This window comes from Micromonospora sp. LOL_021 (assembly GCF_048060215.1).
In the GTDB taxonomy this organism is placed as follows: Bacteria; Actinomycetota; Actinomycetes; order Mycobacteriales; family Micromonosporaceae; genus Micromonospora_E.
The window spans coordinates 1-1,472 of the sequence record NZ_JBHMIN010000123.1 but is presented as its reverse complement, the minus strand read 5'-3'; the positions used below and the strand labels follow the sequence as shown (position 1 = coordinate 1,472).

At 69.4% G+C, this 1,472-nt stretch carries 1 protein-coding gene; it reads right to left on the bottom strand.

Annotated elements, in window-relative coordinates:
- Positions 1-32: 32 nt before the first annotated feature.
- A complete protein-coding gene (locus ACFHWT_RS31250) occupies positions 33-1,238 on the bottom strand; it encodes an ISAs1 family transposase (RefSeq protein WP_416598285.1) in 1,206 nt (401 codons plus the stop codon).
- Positions 1,239-1,472 lie beyond the last annotated feature (234 nt).

Here is a 1,472-nt window from a genome sequence, read left to right as displayed (position 1 = left end):
CACGGGCACGGCAAAGTCGGCCGGGTTGGTGTTTAGGCTGGTTGGAGCTGTAGGAGTTTGAGGATTCGGCTGTTGTTGCGGGCGTTGTAGCGCAGGGCGGCGGCGATGTTGGTGGTGTCGTGGATTCTCAGGAGGCTGACCGACACGTTTCGTAGGGTCGCCATGACGCGCGGCGCGTTGCCGGTACGGATCCGGGAAGCGTCCTCCCGGAAGGTCACATCCCTCACCCAGTGGAGGACCTCGATTCCCCAGTGCTGACGGACGTAGGCCAGCAGATCAGCGGCGTCGGCCTGTCCGGCGGTGAGGCTGGTGACATACAGCATCGCCTGGTAGCTGGTACGGCCCTTCACGGTGACGGCGCGCTCGATCAGGAACACCTGCGCGACGTGCGGAAAGTTCAGATCCGGCGGGGCGGGCATGACCTGGACGGTACGTACCTCGTGGCGGCCCCGGTCGTCATCCACACTGCGCCCGGTGACCGGCACCCCGGCCCAGTCCAGCGCGTCGAGCCGGTCGAACAGGGTCGGCTGGTTGTCGAGCACCGGGAACACGAAATGCGCCTCCTTGACCTCCCGCAGCCAGCGGGCATGCTTGCGCTGCGTCTGCATCGCGTCGGCGGTCACCACGTGATCAGCGAGGTCCAACGGCGTCAACAGCCCGGTGAACGCGGCGATCTCGTTGCTCCTGCCCGGGACCTGACACTGGGCGAGGACCACCCCGGCGCAGGTGAGCGCGGCCAGCAGATGCGGCGCCGCCCGGTCGCGGGTCCGCGCGCCCCGGCTGGTCTTGCCGTCCACCGCGACCTGCGGCAACCGTGGCCGGTGACGGTCCCGCGCGCTGGCGCGGCGGTGTCGCTGGCCAGCGGCCCTAACCCGGCGTCGGGCCTTTCGGTCCCGCGACGGCCGCACCCCGACCCGGGCTTTCGCCCGCGCCGCCGCGTCCGCGCGGCCCTGCAGCCACCGGCCCACGGCGGCGTCCAACGCGTCACCGTCGAGTCGGGCACACAACCCCCGCACCGTCTTCTCGTCCGGGCCGACGTACCGGCCGGTCACCGGGTCCACCCGGGCACCGAACGCCTTCAACGTCTTCTGCGAACATCCGGCGATCCACTGCCCGACCGCGTACACCGACGCACTTCCGGCCAGGACCGCGGCGAGGGCCAACCCGACCACCGTCGGAAGCCGATGCCGGACACCCCGCGCGTCTCGCGGATCGGGAACCCGCGACAACGCCGCCACCAGGCTTTCCTGCCCGTCACGGCCCAACAGGACAGGCCGTGTCCTCTGGTCCGACTGGCCTTGAACAGCGTTGATCAGCAATGATGCAGGCGCGGGCACGGTACTCCACAAGGTGATCCGAAGGCGTAGACAACCTCGAGATCACCGGAGCCGTGCCCGTTTCGTCAAATCCACTCCGGACCTCAACGCGGAGTCCTCAGCCGCACACTCTCCGACTTTGCCGTGCCCGTGCCT